The sequence below is a fragment of the Vibrio sp. ED002 genome (assembly GCF_023277445.1).
Taxonomy (GTDB): Bacteria; Pseudomonadota; Gammaproteobacteria; order Enterobacterales; family Vibrionaceae; genus Vibrio; species Vibrio jasicida.
The window spans coordinates 2,407,690-2,425,150 of record NZ_CP080238.1 but is presented as its reverse complement, the minus strand read 5'-3'; the positions used below and the strand labels follow the sequence as shown (position 1 = coordinate 2,425,150).

The following is a 17,461-nucleotide window of genomic DNA, read 5'->3' as shown; positions in this document are numbered from 1 at the left end:
GAAGGAAGTCTACCTTGAGTCAGTCTTTACGTATTGTCTTTGCAGGTACTCCGGATTTCGCCGCCCGTCACTTGGCGGCGTTGTTGTCTTCGGAGCACGAAGTAATTGCGGTTTACACTCAGCCAGACCGCCCTGCTGGTCGCGGTAAAAAGCTTACTGCCAGCCCAGTAAAAACCATCGCGCTAGAGCACGACATTCCGGTTTATCAGCCAGAAAACTTCAAATCAGACGAAGCCAAGCAAGAGCTTGCCGATCTAAACGCCGATATCATGGTAGTAGTAGCTTATGGCCTATTGCTTCCACAAGTTGTGCTAGACACACCTAAACTAGGTTGTATCAACGTACACGGTTCGATTCTTCCTCGCTGGCGCGGCGCTGCTCCTATCCAACGTTCAATTTGGGCTGGTGATGCAGAAACGGGTGTAACCATCATGCAGATGGACATTGGTTTGGATACGGGCGACATGCTTAAAATCGCAACATTGCCGATTGAAGCAAGTGACACCAGCGCATCTATGTACGAAAAACTTGCAGGCTTAGGCCCTGATGCTCTGATTGACTGCCTAGCAGACATCGCAACAGGTAATGCTGAGCCAGTGAAGCAAGATGACGAGCTTGCAAACTACGCGAAGAAGCTAAGCAAAGAAGAAGCACGCATTAATTGGAATGACGACGCGGCACACATTGAGCGTTGCGTTCGCGCATTCAACCCATGGCCAATGAGCCACTTTGAAGTGGCTGAAAACAGCATCAAAGTATGGCAAAGCCGTGTGGGGGAACAAACCAGTGACAAGCCAGCGGGCACTATTGTGCAAGCAGATAAAACTGGTATTTATGTTGCGACAGGCAATGGCACACTGGTACTGGAACAACTGCAAGTTCCGGGTAAAAAAGCCATGTCAGTTCAAGATATTCTGAACTCACGTGCATCTTGGTTTGAAGTTGGCACCCAACTGGTTTAAAAAGCCAGACAGATAGTGTCAAAGACCAATAATACGAACTTTTAGAGGGCAGAGATGCCCTCCTTTACTTTAAGGTACTCATCATGAATGTTCGCGCTGCGGCTGCTAACGTCTTGTATCTTGTCGTCGACAAGGGCCACTCACTTTCAAGCGCTCTTCCAGCGGCTCAACAAAACGTACGACCACGTGACCACGCTCTTCTACAAGAGATCTGTTACGGCGCTCTACGTTACCTCCCTCGCCTAGAAATGATTGCAAACCAGTTGATGGATAAGCCGTTAAAAGGCAAACAACGCGTTTTCCATCACCTTATTTTGGTAGGCATTTATCAGCTAAGCTTCATGCGTATTCCTGCGCACGCTGCAGTCGGTGAAACGGTTGAAGGAACCAAAGAGCTGAAAGGTCCTCGTCTACGCGGTCTTATCAACGCGGTATTGCGTAACTACCAGCGCAACCAAGAAGAACTAGACCAAATGGCGGTCAGCAACAATGCGGGCAAGTACGGCCACCCAAGCTGGTTACTTAAACTGCTGCAAGAAGCTTACCCAGAGCAGTGGGAAAGCATTGTTGAAGCCAACAACCAAAAAGCGCCAATGTGGCTGCGTGTAAACCACCAGCACCACACTCGTGATGAATACCTAACGCTACTCAAAAATGAAAACATTGATAGCACGCCACACACACAAGCAATGGACGCCCTAAAATTGGCGGCGCCATGCGATGTGATGAAACTGCCGGGCTTTGAAAAAGGTTGGGTATCGGTGCAAGATGCGGCAGCACAGTTGTCGATTAACTATCTTGAACCAAAAGATGGCGAGCTGATCCTAGACTGCTGTGCAGCACCGGGCGGTAAGACGGCGCACATTCTTGAACGTACGTCTGGCAGCGAAGTGGTTGCCATTGACTGCGACGACACACGTCTTAAACGTGTGCACGAAAACCTGAAGCGTCTCAACCTTCAGGCAAAAGTGGTTTGCGGCGATGCGCGTAATCCTCAAGAATGGTGGCAAGGCGAACAATTTGATCGCATTTTGCTGGACGCACCATGTTCTGCAACGGGCGTAATTCGTCGTCACCCAGACATCAAATGGCTACGTCGTGCTGATGATATTGCCGCACTGGCGGAACTACAGAGCGAAATTTTTGATGCAATGTGGACACAACTGAAACCGGGCGGCACCATGGTTTACGCGACTTGCTCAATCACACCACAAGAAAACGTGGAGCAAGTAAAAGCGTTCTTAGCACGTACTGCAGATGCTCAACTAGTGGACTCAGATCCCGAACAACCTGGTCGTCAGATTCTACCAGGTGAAGAAGATATGGATGGTTTCTACTACGCAGTGCTAACGAAAAAACACGCGTAACAGCATGCTAAATAGGGCGATTGAAGCGAATTCAATCGCCTTTTTCAGATAACGAGTAAAGAGTATGAAAATCATTATTCTTGGTGCTGGTCAGGTTGGCGGCACATTGGCAGAAAACCTCGTTGGTGAGAATAACGATATCACCATCGTTGATAAAAATGGCGATCGACTGCGAGAGTTACAAGACAAGTACGATCTGCGTGTTGTTAACGGTCATGCTAGTCATCCAGATGTGCTGCACGAAGCGGGCGCACAAGATGCCGACATGCTCGTTGCGGTAACCAATACCGATGAAACCAACATGGCCGCATGTCAGGTCGCCTTCACTCTGTACAACACGCCAAACCGCGTTGCACGTATTCGCTCTCCAGAATATCTGGCAGAAAAAGAAGCCCTATTTAAATCTGGTGCTATTCCTGTCGATCACCTTATCGCACCAGAAGAGTTGGTAACCAGCTACATCGAACGCCTCATCCAATACCCAGGCGCGTTGCAAGTGGTAAGCTTTGCCGAGCAGAAAGTCAGCCTAGTAGCGGTAAAAGCCTACTACGGTGGCCCTTTAGTAGGTAACGCTCTGTCTGCCCTGCGTGAACACATGCCACACATCGATACTCGTGTTGCTGCGATTTTCCGTCAAGGTCGTCCAATTCGTCCGCAAGGCACCACCATCATTGAAGCTGATGATGAAGTGTTCTTCGTTGCGGCAAGTAACCATATCCGCTCAGTAATGAGTGAGCTTCAGCGCCTCGAGAAGCCCTATCGTCGCATCATGATTGTTGGTGGTGGTAACATCGGTGCGAGCTTAGCCAAACGCCTTGAGCAAACCTACAGCGTCAAGCTGATTGAGCGTAACTACCAGCGTGCAGAAAAACTGTCTGAGCAGCTTGAAAACACCATCGTCTTCTGTGGTGATGCGGCAGACCAAGAACTGCTAACAGAAGAAAACATCGACCAAGTAGATGTGTTCATCGCGTTAACCAACGAGGATGAAACCAACATCATGTCTGCGATGTTGGCAAAACGCATGGGCGCAAAGAAAGTGATGGTGCTGATCCAGCGCGGCGCTTATGTTGACCTAGTGCAAGGCGGTGTGATTGACGTGGCTATCTCACCACAGCAAGCGACGATTTCTGCCCTACTCACGCACGTTCGTCGTGCTGACATTGTTAACGTATCTTCTCTGCGTCGTGGCGCGGCAGAAGCGATTGAAGCCGTTGCGCACGGTGACGAAACCACATCCAAAGTGGTCGGTCGCGCGATTGGCGATATCAAACTCCCACCAGGAACCACCATTGGTGCTATCGTTCGTGGCGAAGAAGTTCTTATCGCACACGATCGTACCGTCATCGAACAAGATGACCACGTCGTGATGTTCCTGGTCGACAAAAAGTACGTACCAGACGTCGAAGCGCTGTTCCAGCCGAGTCCATTCTTCCTCTAGGATTTTCCTATGGTCAACTTACGTCCCGTACTGTTTGTTATCGGGCTGGTTTTATCCAAACTGGCCCTTTTTATGTACGTGCCGACTTTGGTCGCGTTTTTCACAGGTACGGGCGGATTCCTCGATTTCGCCCAAGCCGTTGTGATCACCCACCTAGCCGCATTCATCTGTTTGACGATTGGTCGAACCGCTAAATTCAAGCTCAGTGTTCGCGATATGTTCCTCATCACCAGTTTGGTGTGGACCATCGCCAGTGCCTTTGCAGCATTACCATTCGTATTCATCAACCACATTAGCTTTACCGACGCTTACTTCGAAACCATGTCTGGCATCACGACAACCGGATCTACAGTGCTCAGTGGCTTAGACAACATGGCTCCGAGCATCTTATTGTGGCGATCTATCTTGCAGTGGCTTGGGGGCATTGGCTTTATCGTAATGGCGGTTGCCATCCTACCAATGCTTAACGTCGGTGGTATGAAACTGTTCCAAACCGAATCGTCTGATTGGTCAGACAAAAGTAGTCCAAGAGCCAAGACCGTCGCGAAGAACATCGTATTAGTGTATCTGATGCTGACAGGCTTGTGCATTGTGGGTTATTTGCTGACTGGCATGAACCTGTTTGAGGCGATCAACCACGCCTTCACCACCCTATCAACGGGCGGTTACTCAACATCAGATGGTTCAATGAACCACTTCTCTAATGGCGCACATTGGGTGGCCACCACCTTTATGTTCCTTGGTGGTCTGCCATTCCTATTGTTTGTTGCCGCGTTACGTAAACGCAGTGTCGAAGTCTTAATACGAGACGCCCAAGTGCGCGGTTTTGCCTACTTGTTTTTGTTCTCAAGTCTCGTGGTTTCTGCTTGGCTCGTGCTTCGTGATGGTTACACCATTTTGGATGCACTGCGTGTATCCATGTTCAACATCGTCTCTGTCGTTACGACCACTGGCTTTGGTCTAGAAGACTTCACCGCATGGGGCGCCCTCCCAACGACACTGTTTGCCTTCTTAATGATGGCAGGTGCATGTTCGGGCTCGACCTCAGGAGGGATTAAAATCTTCCGCTTCCAGATCGCGATGACGCTACTTAACAAGCAAATCATGAAGCTGATTCACCCATCTGGCGTATTCGTTCAACGTTATAACCAACGCCCAGTGAACGACGATATTGTTCGCTCAGTGGTGGCATTTGGCTTGATGTTCTTTATTACCATTATCTTCATCGCTGGCTGTTTAAGTGCGCTTGGCCTAGACCCTGTGACCAGTATTTCTGGTTCGATTACTGCGGTAGCAAACGTAGGTCCTGGCATGGGTAGCGTGATTGGCCCAACAGGTAACTTTGCGCCTTTACCAGACACAGCGAAATGGCTCCTAAGCTTTGGTATGTTAATGGGACGCTTAGAAATTTTGACTATTCTTGTACTGTTCTTCCCGGCGTTTTGGCGTAGATAAGCAGACTTAAAATAAAAGGTATAACAATGAAAACATGGATCACTCTGGCTACCCTACTAGCCACTTCATCCGTTTACGCGGCAGAAGTCGTGAAGCTTGCGGATGGGCGCGAAGTAAAACTGAACGACGACTTCACGTGGGAATATGTCGTAAATAAAACCGCACCAAAGGCCGCAGAAACCACACTAGAAAAAGTTGAAGCTGTAGAAGCGGCGGCAGTGGTAGCCTCGACAACAGCCGTAGCAACAGTAGCTGCACCAGACACAACAGCAGAGATAGCGACGATTCCAGTTGTGAACAAGAAAGTCGGAACCACCGTTGTTGTAAACGCGAAGAAGCCAACCATGCAGCTGTCTGATTCAGGTGTGGATGTATTGATTGGCTCGGCGAGCTATGAAGATGGTGAACTGATTTTCCCAACTTCTATCACTAACCAAAGCTCACAATCAGTGATTCAGGTAGAAGTGGAAGTACAGGTATTCGATATGGCTGGCAAACAATTGGCGAAAGAAAACATCACGGTTTGGCAATCTATCAAACGCATGGCAGATACCTACCTTCGCCCACAACAGGCCGAGCAAGGTAAAACAATTAAATTGGCAGTGCCACTGTCGCAGCAATACCAATTCTCAGCAGAAGTATTAGAAGTGAAAACTCGCTAATATATGGCACATCACTTTGTCGAGTTTATCTTGATGTTAGATAGGCTCGACAAAGTAATAAATCGCAAAGAAGTGACAAACACAACCCGCCAACACAAATCCATGCCAAATCGCGTGATTAAAAGGAATTCGTTTGGCAACGTAGAAAATCACCCCTATTGAATACACCAAACCACCCGCAGCCAGCAACGTTAAACCACCGATATCTAGGTTAATCGCTAACTGATAGATCACAATCAGTGACAACCAGCCCATCACTAAGTACGTCATCAAAGACAGCTTTTTAAACCGATACACAAATGCGACTTTCATGATGATACCGATCAGAGCAATGGTCCAAATCACAATCATCAACCCAATTGCTAGTGGCGTACGTAGGCTCACTAATAAAAATGGCGTATAGCTACCTGCAATCAGTAGATAAATAGCGCAGTGGTCAAACGTTTTTAGCCAGCGCTTGGCTTTCGGATATGGGATCGCATGGTAAAGCGTGGATGCCAGAAACAAGACAATCATACTCGAGCCGTAGATAGCCATACTGGTAATGGTCAGCGCATCCGCTTGATGATCGAACGCCTTGATGAGAAGCAGAACCAAGCCAACAATGCCGAAGATCATTCCAATACCATGAGTAATGGAGTTGGCCAGTTCTTCGCCCTGACTGTATTGTGCTTTCTGAGGTGAGGACATGAACGCGCCTATACTAGAGTTTTGAATATTCACTCTAGTATGGCACATTAGGCTTACACGTGTAAGCTTAAATTAGGACTCGTGCGCTGCGGTAGTTTGATCAAGATAGTTGAGCACTAATGAGCCAACATCATCCAATTTAGTATTGATTGGGATACTCAACTCACGTTTTAATTTCCCACTGCCGAGTAGGCTAGCTAACATGCCACGAGCACCACTACGAGTCCGATCAACTTCAAACCATAACTTCAGGTTTGTCTCGTCGCGGTGAGCAACAAACTCCAATTCTCGCCATACTCCGTGATATGGGCCGTCGGTTGGCACCATTTCAAACTCTTGCACAAATGGGAGGTCAAAGCCTTTCACTTCTTCGCACTCAACTTGTCGAATGCGCAAACCTTGCGATTCAAAAGCAGACAAAATGGCATCCATAAGTGGGTCGGGTCTAACAGTGAGAATGTCTTTGTCGGTTGGATCTAGTGCCATGGCGACGTCTAAGCCAGTTTCAAGCCAGACTTGGGCATCACCAATAGTGACAGGTGTGTTCCATGGTACGTCGAGCTTCACGTCAAAGGTGCGCTCTTCACCAGAGTGAATGGTAAATGCATAAGGGAGGTTCCACTTCGCCAAAACATGAGTCTGCGGCACTCTTCGCATACTCTGTCCTTCACGAGCACCACGATCATCTGGGGCTTCTGCGATATAACGACAGCAAAGTTTGAGATCGATATTGTCGATCGCTTGCTCTGTCGCTCCACCATAGACATGGATAGAAACATCCACGCTCTGGCCGGGATATAGCACATCTTGATTCAGGACCGAGTCGACCTTAGCACTACCGATCCCAAAACTTGCCAGTGTCTTCTTCAAAAATGACATATGCACCTCCTTCGTAGAATTCTCATACTACTACTGCTGATCATGGGATCAAAACAAATTTCACCTTGTTCTAAGCTCAAAAACGATAAAATCCATACAATTCAACTGTTCAACTATCGACCAATTATGGCAGGAGTGCTAACCTATACACGATATGCATGCATATCATTATTCCTGATTCATTATTTGGATTGGCGAAAGCCAGAAGAGCCACCCTTCAAGCAGTTGAAGCTCAACTCATAGTGACTCAGGCCATTACATCGGCAATGGATATGCCTGGCAGTTAGGTATCTAAATGCGCCCAACAACAGTCAGGTTCGCACACACTAATCGTAGTGCAATGCGCCGTCGCAGTGGTTTTACTGCTGCGCCAAAGGCAAAACAAGTTGCGCCAACAATGACTCTGGTTGAGAAGACAGCGATTATGCCAAGTGTTCCAAACAAAGTTATTAAAGCAGCTTAATTAAAAAGCGCGGCAGTCACCGCGCTTTTTTCTTTTCTCTCCGCCCTTTCCTATTTGGTGTTCGCCAAGCAATTTGATACCTTTAGTAGCAAATAACACCTATAAATTCTGTGGAGAAAGAAATGAAGTGTCATCGTATTGAAGAGCTGCTTGAGCTACTAGAGCCAGAGTGGCATAAAGATCAAGAAATGAACCTGCTACAGTTCATCGTTAAACTGGCAAACGAAGCGGGTTATGAAGGCAAATTGGAAGATCTGACTGATGATGTGTTGATCTACCACCTAAAAATGCGCAATAGCAGCAAAGACGAAATGATCCCAGGTCTAAAGAAAGACCAAGAAGATGACTTTAAAACCGCCATCCTTCGCGCTCGCGGCATCATCAAGTAAACGGCTCAACACCCAAGACTGATAAGCGACTCATTTGAGTCGCTTTTTTTTATAACTAAATCAACCAGTTCGAAAAGCCATTTATAACTGTTCAGCCATTTATCAGGTTAACTGTACTGACTTTTGTTGTTAAACGTTGACAGTGTTAAAGAAACGGAATTGTTATTGATTGTATAATCGCCGTTCATCAGTATTTACTAAAATAATTATGCCCAGTCATGATTCACCGTCTGGGCAAAACAGCAATGTCATTGAGCGTCATCAATAGAAATGTCGCCGCACATTATAAGAGCCGAAAGAAGGAAGCGTTCATGAGTCAGGATAAGATCGATATCAAAGATGTGACTCCCAAAACCTTTAATCCCAAAACCCACAAAGGGAATGGGGACCGTTTCAACCCAAGTAATCGTATCTATGTGCGTGAGAGCAAAGGCACCTTTCAAAAGCTACGCCGTTATGGTGGTTGGTTTTTGTTGTTGCTGTTTGCATTGGTTCCGTGGATTCCTTACGGAGAGCGCCAAGCCATTTTGCTGGATATCGGAAACCAGCAGTTCAACTTTTTCGGCACCACTCTGTACCCTCAAGATCTCACCCTGCTCGCCCTGTTGTTTGTGATTTCCGCTTTTGGGTTATTCTTCATCACCACCTTTTTAGGTCGGGTTTGGTGTGGCTATCTGTGCCCACAAACCGTGTGGACCTTCATGTATATCTGGTTTGAAGAAAAGCTAGAAGGCAGCGCCAATAAACGCCGTAAACAAGATTCCAATAAGTTGACCACCAATTTGGCGATACGCAAAACCCTCAAACATATCGCGTGGTTTGCGATAGCCCTTGCGACAGGTTTCACCTTTGTTGGTTACTTCGTACCGATGAAACAGTTGGTTATCGACTTCTTTACTTTCAATGCTAACTTCTGGCCAGTGTTCTGGGTGATGTTCTTCGCCATTTGTACTTACGGTAATGCAGGTTGGATGCGCTCTATCATGTGTATTCACATGTGTCCTTATGCACGCTTCCAATCCGCCATGTTCGACAAAGACACCTTCATTGTTGGTTACGATACCAAACGCGGAGAAAAGCGAGGTCCTCGCTCACGTAAAGCAGATCATAAACAAATGGGGCTCGGTGACTGTATCGACTGTGATTTGTGTGTTCAGGTCTGTCCAACTGGCATCGATATTCGCGATGGCTTGCAATATGAGTGCATTAACTGTGGTGCATGTATTGACGCCTGTGACAAAACCATGGAACGCATGGGCTATGAAAAGGGTCTGATCAACTACACCACAGAACATCGCCTCTCAGGCAAGAGTACAAAGGTCATGCGTCCCAAACTGCTTGGTTATGGTGCAGTATTATTGGTGATGATTGGCTTGTTCTTCCTACAAGTCGCATCCGTTGACCCGGCAGGTATGAGTGTACTGCGTGATCGTAATCAGTTGTTCCGCGTTAATAGCTCAGGTGAAGTGGAAAACACCTACACCCTCAAAGTGATCAACAAAACCCAACAAGTTCAAAAGTATGACTTAAACGTGGAAGGCTTGAGTGATGTCAGTTGGTATGGCAAACAAACGATTCAAGTTGAACCTGGAGAAGTCTTGAACTTACCAATGAGTCTTGGCGTTGATCCTGACACGCTAAACTCCGCGATTACGACAATTCAGTTTATACTCACCGATAAGAGCAACGAATTCACTATCGAAGTAGAAAGCCGATTCATCAAGAAGCTATAACTTCGAAGACCAATGGAAAAAGGCTCAGTAATGAGCCTTTTTATTTATATGTCCCAAGGTACTTTCAATTTTGATGCCCTGACGCCCGACTTTATGTGGTACGCGCTAGAGAGCATCGGTATTCGAGCAGAGTCAGGATTTCTGCCTCTCAACAGCTATGAAAACCGCGTATACCAATTCACTGACGAAGAACGCCAACGCTACGTAGTGAAATTCTACCGCCCAGAACGTTGGAGCAATGAGCAAATTCAAGAAGAGCATGATTTCACGCTTGAACTGATCGACAACGAAATTCCCGTCGCCCCACCCGTTCGCATTAATGGTCACACCTTGCATCACTATCAAGGTTACGGCTTTGCTTTGTTTGAGAGTGTTGGCGGTCGTCAGTTTGAAGTGGATAACCTCGATCAATTAGAAGGCGTTGGTCGCTTTTTAGGTCGTATTCATAAAGTGGGAAGCAAACAAGCGTTTCAGCACCGTCCAAGCATTGGTCTACAAGAGTATCTCTACCAACCAAGAGAGATTTTGCAAAACGCCAATATGATCCCAATGCATTTGGAAAATAGTTTCTTCAATGATTTAGACATGCTGATCAAATCACTCGAAAACCACTGGCAAGACGGCTTTAAATCCATTCGTCTGCACGGTGATTGCCATCCGGGTAACATCTTATGGCGTGATGGGCCAATGTTCGTCGATTTAGATGACTCACGTAATGGCCCAGCGGTGCAAGACTTGTGGATGCTACTCAATGGTGAACGTCAAGATAAGCTAATGCAATTGGACATTGTTTTAGAAGGTTACCAAGAGTTTTGCGATTTTAACTCGGCAGAATTGAAACTAATCGAGCCACTTCGCGGTCTACGAATGGTGCACTATATGGCATGGCTAGCAAAACGTTGGCATGACCCGGCATTTCCGCTCGCTTTTCCATGGTTCAATGAGCCAAAATACTGGGAAGGTCAGGTCCTTGGATTTAAAGAGCAGATTGCCAACTTAGAAGAAGCACCACTGTCTTTAATGCCTCAATGGTAAGTCGGGCCGAACAATTCAAAATGGAGATTATTTAAATGAAAAAGCTGTTCGCACTGTTTTCTATGCTGATGCTTAGCCTGTCGGCACATGCAGCGCAATTCAAAGAAGGTGAACAATACAAAGTATTGGATCTAGAAGCATCAAAGAAGCCTGTCGTTACTGAGTTCTTCTCTTTCTACTGCCCACATTGCAATACGTTTGAACCTATCATTCAGCAGTTGAAGAAACAGTTACCTGAAGGGGTGAAACTGCAAAAGAACCACGTGTCATTCATGGGGGGCAACATGGGGCCTTCAATGAGCAAAGCCTATGCGACCATGGTTGCGCTTAAAATTGAAGATAAGATGGTACCCGTGATGTTTAACCGCATTCACAACATGCGTAAAGCACCACGTGACGACGCAGAGCTTCGTCAAATCTTCCTAGATGAAGGTGTAGATGCGAAGAAATTCGATTCTGCATTCAAAGGCTTCGCGGTGGATTCAATGGTTCGTCGCATGGACAAACAATTTGAAAACAGCGGCCTAACTGGTGTACCTGCAGTGATCGTGAACAACAAGTACCTAGTTCAAGCGCAAGGCATCAAATCAACTGAAGAATACTTTGCTCTTGTAGATTACCTACTGACACTTAAGTAATTCGAATTGAAAATGAAAAAGGGGAGCAAGATGCTCCCCTTTTCAATTTAACTTTGGCTCAGATTATTTATGAATGTCTTGCAGCAAGATATCTTTCTCTTGCCAAACCTCGCCTAACCATTGCTGGAATTGGCGCTTGTACGGCTTATCATTGAAGTAATCCCCCAATACCTTCTCATCCACAGGCAACACGTTCACACGCACCACAATCTTGGTCATACGGCCCATCAAAATGTCTTTAAATGGTTTATCTGTGTTTTCTGGGTAAGCTAATGTCACATCGATAATGTTCTCAAACTGATCACCCATTGCCGCTAATGTATATGCGATACCACCTGACTTAGGCTGTAATAAGTATTGGTAACCGGCACGGCTCTTACGCTGCTTCTCTTGGGTAAAACGAGTCCCTTCGACATAGTTCACTACTGTGGTCGGAGTATGTTTGAATTTGGAACACGAACGGCGCGTGGTTGCCAAATCTTGACCACGTTTGTGTGGATTACGAATCAAAAACTCCCGCGAATAACGACGCATAAACGGCATATCCAGCGCCCAACAAGCCATTCCGATAAAAGGCACATATAATAGCTGTTGCTTGAGGAAAAATTTTGGCATCGGAATGCGATCTTTAAACACGCAACACAGTACAACAATATCAGTCCAACTAAGATGATTACTGATCAAGAGGTACCAACCATCCTTCTTTAGGTTTTCACCGCCTTCAATATCCCATTCAACGCGATTGAATAAGGCAAGAATACCCATGTTGATGGTGGCCCAAACCCACATCATTTTATTGGCCGCCTCTGTCCCCTTAGCTTTGAGCTTTGCTGTTGGAAGCAAAAGCTTAAAAATAGCAATGATACAAATTGCGATGGAACAAATCGCAGAATTTATAATCACAAAGGAAGCGTTAAAAATGAGTAACAAATATGCCAACATGGTAACCAATCGATAACTTGTGCGCGTGAGCAATAAAACAGCGTGTAATTATACGAATCCATTGCCATATTGGAACATTTGTAAGAATGGTCAGATTTGTTGCAATGTAAAACTGGACCACCGCTCAAACAAATATTCTTCATTCGACAAACAAGGAGAACGCGAATGAACCCAAGGCTAACCTTACTGCCTTTGGCCTTTATCGTCAGCACAGCTCAGGCTCAACTAGCAGAGACCGCAGGTTTTAGCGGCGAAGTTTCATTAAATGCTGGCTTCGTCTCATCTGAATCCCACTTTAATACGGATAACAGCAGCACTATTAATTCTCTCAATGAAAGCGCCGAGAGCGACAGTTCTTTCATTGCTGCCCCTCTAGGCAACGCAGCTTATACATTCGGTCACCGACTTAACCACCAAGTGTATGCAGGTACGACACGTTCCGATATCGCTATCGGTACTTTGGCATTCCAATTGGGCTATAAATACCAATTAGATTCAGGCACTGTGCTCGATTTCTCATATTTACCGACCATTTTGGAAGGGGAAACCTGGCAAAACCCTTACTTAACCAATCAAAAAAGAAAAACCACAGATGAGGGTGGCAACGCCTTTCGTTTCCAGATCAACCGCTTTTTAGACGATAACTTTAATCTTGATCTGGCTTACGCAGACAAAGACGTAGAAAAAGACACCGTGACCGATCCATCACTGGCCCGTGATGCTAAGATCTACCACATCAAAGGTGACTATCGAATTCCACTCAGCCGCACATCGATGCTACAACCCGCATTTACTTACATTTATCATGATGCAGATGGCGACGCAGAATCCTTTAACTCTTATGGATTGGACTTAAGTTGGTTCCAGTTTATCAATCGACATCGTGTTGCCTTAACTGCCGGCTACACGGTTAAAGACTTTGAATCAGCAAGCGCGACGTTTGGTAAAACTCGCAACGATGATAAGTTAAGTTTGTTTGCTGCATACGAGTACAAAAATGTATTTGATTGGGACAACTGGTCTTTCATCTCACTAGCAGGCTATAGCAGTACGGATTCCAACATTACTTTTTATGATGAAAAAGAGTACTTGTTGTCGGTCGGTTTAAACTACACCTTCTAACCCTTATACGCAGCGAGTACAAACCAGACTCGCTGCGAAATAGCTTCTATACCGCCTGTGCGGTTAACTGCTTGAGCAATCTATCCATCGCTCTGTACCCTAACGCTTCTGCAAGATGCGTTCGTTCAATCGCTGCAGAGCCCTCCAGATCAGCAATCGTCCGCGCAACTTTGATAATCCGGTGATAGGCACGAATCGATAACCCAAGACGATGCAGCGCATTCTCTAAAAATTCCGCATCGGATTTTTGTAATGGGCAGAAAGCTTCAATTTCTCGGCTCCCCAACAGGGCATTTACCTTACCACTGCGTTGCAACATACTCTCTCTGGCTAAGTTGACCCTTTGTTTTACTACGGAGGTTGGCTCACCTCTATCACCTCCTTCAGCTAACGTACCTTTCGGCAGTGCAGGAATCTCTAACGACATATCAAATCGGTCAAGCAACGGCCCTGATAGTCGACCAAGATAACGCAAAATCGCCTGGGGATTTGTACGAGATTGGTTACCTTCGTAATAACCCGTAGGGCTCGGGTTGAGCGCTCCGACCAACTGAAATCGAGCCGGAAAACGGGTTTTACCCTGCGCACGTGAAATAATGATCTCCCCCGACTCTAATGGCTCCCTTAAAGAGTCGAGTACTTTACGATCAAACTCTGGCATCTCATCCAAAAACAACAGTCCATTATGCGCCAATGAAATTTCACCGGGTCTAGGCACTGAACCTCCCCCAACCAATGCCGCCATTGAACTAGAATGATGCGGGCTGCGCAGCGGGCGTGTTTTCCAATTATGTTCATTGATTTCACTTTGAGTTAGCGACGCTACTGATGCCGTTTCCATCGCTTCTTCATCGGTCATCTCAGGCAATAAATCACACAGTCGTGAAGCCAACATGGTTTTACCCGTTCCGGGAGGGCCAAGAAAAAGTAAGTTGTGATTACCTGCCGCCGCTATCTCTAAGGCACGTTTACCTTGTTGCTGCCCAATGATGTCTTGCAGATCTCGACCATGCTTTTCGACGACATTACGCTTTGGTGCTTGGTGTAATTCCAACTTATGCTGACCACAAAGCTCAGCGCACACTTCCAGTAAAGACTGCGCGGATTTATGTTGTTCTTTCCCCACCAAAGCGGCTTGATCACCGTTGGCATGGGGCACAACTAAATGACGCTGACTTTTATTTGCGGCCAGCGCGGCGGGTAAGACGCCTTTTACGGGTCTTAATCCGCCAGAAAGTGCCAATTCGCCAACAAATTCGTAGTTTTTAAGCTTATCTGTCGCGATTTGCTCTGAAGCGGCTAAAATTCCCAACGCAATCGGTAGATCGAAGCGGCCACCTTCCTTGGGTAAATCTGCTGGGGCCAAATTTACCGTGATTCGCTTGGCAGGAAATTGGAAGTTGGAATTAATGATCGCACTGCGGACACGATCTTTAGATTCTTTTACTGTTGTTTCTGGTAGACCGACGAGTGTAAAGCCCGGCATCCCATTGCTGATGTGGACTTCCACGCTTACCGATGGCGCTTGCACACCCACACTTGCTCGACTATGAATGATTGCCAGCCCCATAATTTCCTCAAATTTTTGTACGCTATATAAGCAGATGTTTTCTATATGGATATGTTATATAGCCTGTCCAGATGGGTACTTAATGTGAAAAAAGAATGACTTTTTGCTTGTCATGCAGCAGATTTGTGTGTTACCACTAGTGACGCAAACATTTTCGTAGAACATTACACAATACTTATTAACGAAAAAAGAACGACAGACAGATGAACATATTCGCTCACATCAACTCACTGCTAGCCCTGATTATCGTGGTCATTATTGACACCGCGCGGGGGAATGTGGGCGAAAAATAACCACAAATTACAAAAAACCCCCGCACTGAAAAGTCCGGGGGTTTTTTTACAACTACATGTTGTCATCTGTCTAACTCTTAGACAGCTTAACGGGAAGAATGGGAGTGCACATGAAGTGCGAAACACATGGCGATAGCTACGAGCCACAACGTAGCAAAGGAGGTTTACGATGACCGGTGCACAACTTGTCGTAGCCGCTTTAAGACAGCAAGGCATCGAGACGGTGTTTGGGTATCCTGGTGGAGCCATCATGCCAATCTACGATGCGCTATATGATGGTGGTGTAGAACATATCTTATGCCGTCATGAGCAAGGGGCCGCAATGGCCGCTATAGGAATGGCCCGCGCGACACAAGACGTAGCAGTTTGTATGGCTACTTCTGGACCTGGTGCCACCAATCTTGTTACTGGCCTTGCCGATGCCTTCCTAGATTCCGTGCCACTTGTCGCCATTACCGGTCAGGTTGCCAGTTCTCATATCGGTACCGATGCTTTCCAAGAAATGGATGTGATCGGAATGTCCCTCTCTTGTACCAAACACAGTTACCTAGTGACTGACATCGAAGACCTTGCCCCAACGCTTGCCGAAGCGTTCGAAGTAGCGAAAACAGGCCGCCCAGGTCCAGTTATTGTCGATATCGCTAAAGATGTTCAACTTGCTCAAGCACCAACTGAACTTCTGCCTCCCTGTGTTCCACCAGCCATCCCACAAGTCCGCGATGAAGACATCCAACGCGCACAAGAAGTTCTCGCCGCTTCAACTCGCCCTGTTTTGTACGTAGGTGGCGGTGTTCAACTTGCTAAAGCAACAGATGCCGTTCGTGAGTTTCTACGCCTAAACCCTATGCCAGCAGTAAGCACTCTGAAAGGGCTGGGTACCATTGAACGCCATGACCCACACTACCTTGGTATGTTGGGTATGCACGGCACTAAAGCAGCCAATCTTGTTGTACAAGAGAGTGACCTTTTGATTGTGGTAGGAGCACGTTTCGATGACCGAGTAACGGGTAAGCTTGATACATTCGCCCCCCATGCCAAGGTCATTCATATCGACATCGATGCGGCAGAGATACACAAACTGCGTCATGCAAATGCGCCATTGCGTGGTGACATCAATACCATTCTTCCTCAGTTAGAGTTAACACAAGATATCTCACCATGGGTTCACCACAGTGAAAGTCTACGTAGCGGTTTTAAATGGCGTTACGACCACCCAGGCGAGTTAATTTACGCTCCTCTGTTACTTAAACAGCTGTCTGACATGATGCCTGACAGCTCGATCGTGTCGACTGACGTAGGTCAGCATCAGATGTGGGCAGCGCAACATATCCAACCGCGTAACCCACAAAACTTCATCACTTCTGCTGGTCTAGGTACGATGGGCTTTGGCTTACCTGCTGCAATGGGCGCTGCTGTCGCACGTCCTGATGATCAGTCTATCCTTATTACAGGTGACGGTTCATTTATGATGAACGTGCAGGAGTTGGGCACGCTGAAGCGTCGTCAGATACCAGTAAAGATTGTCCTCCTTAATAACCAACGTCTTGGCATGGTTCGCCAATGGCAGTCGCTGTTTTTTGACGGCCGCCATAGTGAAACCATTCTTGATGACAATCCAGACTTCGTGATGCTGGCAAAAGCGTTCGATATCCCGGGTAAAACCATCACCAAGAAAGAAGAAGTCGAACCGGCTCTCAAAGAGATGCTAGAAAGTAAGACTTCTTACATGCTTCACGTTTTAATCGATGAAGAAGAGAACGTGTGGCCATTGGTGCCACCAGGCGCATCCAACAGTGACATGTTGGAAAATACTTAGGAGA

The 17,461-nt window shown here is 46.6% G+C and carries 16 protein-coding genes; 12 read left to right on the top strand and 4 right to left on the bottom strand.

The features are described from left to right. The first annotated feature begins 14 nt into the window (after positions 1–14). The 5 genes from fmt to ITG12_RS11195 all read left to right on the top strand — a co-directional run bounded on the left by fmt (position 15) and on the right by ITG12_RS11195 (position 5,887). Entirely contained in the window at positions 15–962 is a 948-nt protein-coding gene (gene fmt, locus ITG12_RS11215) for a methionyl-tRNA formyltransferase (protein WP_042602376.1), read from the top strand. An 83-nt stretch (positions 963–1,045) separates the two neighbouring features. Next, the gene (rsmB, locus tag ITG12_RS11210) at positions 1,046–2,329 is read left to right on the top strand and encodes a 16S rRNA (cytosine(967)-C(5))-methyltransferase RsmB (RefSeq protein ID WP_020196736.1); all 1,284 of its coding nucleotides are present in this window, start codon (positions 1,046–1,048) and stop codon (positions 2,327–2,329) included. Between the two features lie 64 nt (positions 2,330–2,393). After that, entirely contained in the window at positions 2,394–3,770 is a 1,377-nt protein-coding gene (trkA, locus tag ITG12_RS11205; protein ID WP_010444684.1) for a Trk system potassium transporter TrkA, read from the top strand. A gap of 9 nt (positions 3,771–3,779) precedes the next feature. Beyond that, positions 3,780–5,225 (top strand): TrkH family potassium uptake protein, encoded by a 1,446-nt coding sequence (locus ITG12_RS11200; RefSeq protein WP_038870160.1) that lies wholly within the window; start codon positions 3,780–3,782, stop codon positions 5,223–5,225. Between the two features lie 26 nt (positions 5,226–5,251). Continuing rightward, on the top strand, positions 5,252–5,887 hold the full coding sequence (locus ITG12_RS11195) for a DUF3157 family protein (RefSeq protein WP_104026644.1): 636 nt from the start codon (positions 5,252–5,254) through the stop codon (positions 5,885–5,887). Between the two features lie 36 nt (positions 5,888–5,923). On the opposite strand, the gene ITG12_RS11190 is transcribed toward ITG12_RS11195, so the two are convergent. Together ITG12_RS11190 and ITG12_RS11185 are read right to left on the bottom strand one after the other, a co-directional pair. Beyond that, positions 5,924–6,577: a hemolysin III family protein gene (locus tag ITG12_RS11190; RefSeq protein WP_038870163.1), complete on the bottom strand. Its 654-nt coding sequence runs from the start codon at positions 6,575–6,577 to the stop codon at positions 5,924–5,926. 72 nt (positions 6,578–6,649) lie between these two features. Further along, positions 6,650–7,456 carry a sporulation protein gene (locus ITG12_RS11185; RefSeq protein WP_038870165.1) on the bottom strand — a complete coding sequence of 269 codons (807 nt, stop codon included), beginning with the start codon at positions 7,454–7,456 and terminating at the stop codon, positions 6,650–6,652. Between the two features lie 295 nt (positions 7,457–7,751). Between ITG12_RS11185 and ITG12_RS11180 the strand changes: the two genes are divergently transcribed. The 5 genes from ITG12_RS11180 to ITG12_RS11160 all read left to right on the top strand — a co-directional run bounded on the left by ITG12_RS11180 (position 7,752) and on the right by ITG12_RS11160 (position 11,714). Then, positions 7,752–7,919 (top strand): hypothetical protein, encoded by a 168-nt coding sequence (locus ITG12_RS11180; RefSeq protein WP_010645766.1) that lies wholly within the window; start codon positions 7,752–7,754, stop codon positions 7,917–7,919. A gap of 122 nt (positions 7,920–8,041) precedes the next feature. After that, positions 8,042–8,308, top strand: coding sequence for a YihD family protein (locus ITG12_RS11175; RefSeq protein WP_038870166.1), 267 nt, complete (start codon positions 8,042–8,044; stop codon positions 8,306–8,308). A gap of 311 nt (positions 8,309–8,619) precedes the next feature. After that, on the top strand, positions 8,620–10,041 hold the full coding sequence (gene ccoG, locus ITG12_RS11170; protein ID WP_038870167.1) for a cytochrome c oxidase accessory protein CcoG: 1,422 nt from the start codon (positions 8,620–8,622) through the stop codon (positions 10,039–10,041). Between the two features lie 48 nt (positions 10,042–10,089). Then, positions 10,090–11,076 carry a serine/threonine protein kinase gene (locus tag ITG12_RS11165; RefSeq protein WP_038870169.1) on the top strand — a complete coding sequence of 329 codons (987 nt, stop codon included), beginning with the start codon at positions 10,090–10,092 and terminating at the stop codon, positions 11,074–11,076. 35 nt (positions 11,077–11,111) lie between these two features. Next, positions 11,112–11,714, top strand: a complete 603-nt coding sequence (locus tag ITG12_RS11160; protein ID WP_248873071.1) for a thiol:disulfide interchange protein DsbA/DsbL — start codon at positions 11,112–11,114, stop codon at positions 11,712–11,714. Between the two features lie 63 nt (positions 11,715–11,777). Here ITG12_RS11160 and ITG12_RS11155 read toward each other — a convergent pair whose 3' ends face one another. Further along, positions 11,778–12,656, bottom strand: coding sequence for an acyltransferase (locus ITG12_RS11155; RefSeq protein WP_039976002.1), 879 nt, complete (start codon positions 12,654–12,656; stop codon positions 11,778–11,780). Between the two features lie 165 nt (positions 12,657–12,821). On the opposite strand from ITG12_RS11155, the gene ITG12_RS11150 reads away from it, so the two are divergent. Then, complete coding sequence (locus tag ITG12_RS11150; RefSeq protein WP_038881678.1) at positions 12,822–13,778, top strand: DUF2860 domain-containing protein; 957 nt, start codon at positions 12,822–12,824, stop codon at positions 13,776–13,778. 46 nt (positions 13,779–13,824) lie between these two features. Here ITG12_RS11150 and ITG12_RS11145 read toward each other — a convergent pair whose 3' ends face one another. Continuing rightward, positions 13,825–15,348, bottom strand: a complete 1,524-nt coding sequence (locus tag ITG12_RS11145) for a YifB family Mg chelatase-like AAA ATPase (RefSeq protein ID WP_039975999.1) — start codon at positions 15,346–15,348, stop codon at positions 13,825–13,827. A gap of 462 nt (positions 15,349–15,810) precedes the next feature. Here ITG12_RS11145 and ilvG point away from each other — a divergent pair, with 462 nt between their 5' ends. Beyond that, a complete protein-coding gene (ilvG, locus tag ITG12_RS11140; protein WP_038870177.1) occupies positions 15,811–17,457 on the top strand; it encodes an acetolactate synthase 2 catalytic subunit in 1,647 nt (548 codons plus the stop codon). The last annotated feature ends 4 nt before the right edge of the window (positions 17,458–17,461 follow it).

Bases quoted from the DNA above. Each gene is read 5' to 3' on its own strand.
- ITG12_RS11150 (WP_038881678.1), top strand. From the start codon at position 12,822: ATGAACCCAAGGCTAACCTTACTGCCTTTGGCCTTTATCGTCAGCACA.
- ITG12_RS11155 (WP_039976002.1), bottom strand. From the start codon at position 12,656: ATGTTGGCATATTTGTTACTCATTTTTAACGCTTCCTTTGTGATTATA.
- ccoG (WP_038870167.1), top strand. From the start codon at position 8,620: ATGAGTCAGGATAAGATCGATATCAAAGATGTGACTCCCAAAACCTTT.
- rsmB (WP_020196736.1), top strand. From the start codon at position 1,046: ATGAATGTTCGCGCTGCGGCTGCTAACGTCTTGTATCTTGTCGTCGAC.
- trkA (WP_010444684.1), top strand. From the start codon at position 2,394: ATGAAAATCATTATTCTTGGTGCTGGTCAGGTTGGCGGCACATTGGCA.
- ITG12_RS11165 (WP_038870169.1), top strand. From the start codon at position 10,090: ATGTCCCAAGGTACTTTCAATTTTGATGCCCTGACGCCCGACTTTATG.
- ITG12_RS11175 (WP_038870166.1), top strand. From the start codon at position 8,042: ATGAAGTGTCATCGTATTGAAGAGCTGCTTGAGCTACTAGAGCCAGAG.
- ITG12_RS11190 (WP_038870163.1), bottom strand. From the start codon at position 6,577: ATGTCCTCACCTCAGAAAGCACAATACAGTCAGGGCGAAGAACTGGCC.
- ITG12_RS11145 (WP_039975999.1), bottom strand. From the start codon at position 15,348: ATGGGGCTGGCAATCATTCATAGTCGAGCAAGTGTGGGTGTGCAAGCG.
- ITG12_RS11160 (WP_248873071.1), top strand. From the start codon at position 11,112: ATGAAAAAGCTGTTCGCACTGTTTTCTATGCTGATGCTTAGCCTGTCG.
- ITG12_RS11195 (WP_104026644.1), top strand. From the start codon at position 5,252: ATGAAAACATGGATCACTCTGGCTACCCTACTAGCCACTTCATCCGTT.
- ITG12_RS11185 (WP_038870165.1), bottom strand. From the start codon at position 7,456: ATGTCATTTTTGAAGAAGACACTGGCAAGTTTTGGGATCGGTAGTGCT.
- ilvG (WP_038870177.1), top strand. From the start codon at position 15,811: ATGACCGGTGCACAACTTGTCGTAGCCGCTTTAAGACAGCAAGGCATC.
- ITG12_RS11180 (WP_010645766.1), top strand. From the start codon at position 7,752: ATGCGCCCAACAACAGTCAGGTTCGCACACACTAATCGTAGTGCAATG.
- ITG12_RS11200 (WP_038870160.1), top strand. From the start codon at position 3,780: ATGGTCAACTTACGTCCCGTACTGTTTGTTATCGGGCTGGTTTTATCC.